Source organism: Acinetobacter endophylla (assembly GCF_053543775.1).
Genome location: NZ_JBLVOM010000073.1, coordinates 1 through 313, shown reverse-complemented (window position 1 = coordinate 313; position 313 = coordinate 1). Strand labels below are relative to the sequence as shown.

At 31.9% G+C, this 313-nt stretch carries 1 protein-coding gene; it reads right to left on the bottom strand.

All coding sequences use genetic code 11. The features are described 5' to 3' along the window. Window positions 1-273, bottom strand: a 273-nt coding sequence (locus ACNPNW_RS04925) for a DUF5780 domain-containing protein (protein ID WP_448766623.1), incomplete at its 3' end; no start/stop codon positions are given. Window positions 274-313: the final 40 nt, after the last annotated feature.

Here is a 313-nt window from a genome sequence, read left to right as displayed (position 1 = left end):
TCCATATTGACGTTTAATCTTTATAGGAAGCCCGTTAGAATCAAATCCTACCATAGATACCGTCATATTTCTTATCACTTTCTCTGTATTGTTTCGACTAATGACTTGAATCATATCGGGATATAAAGATTTGTAGGTATCATCTTGAACAATTATAACGGATTTCTCTACTGTTACCTCTTGATTTTTTTTTGCTTTTTCCATCATTTCTTTACGTTGAATCGCCACTTTTTCTTCATTCTGTTTTTCATAAACTGTTTTTTTAGCGATCATATCAGAATCATTAGAGAGGATCGTCAATGCTTCACTTATA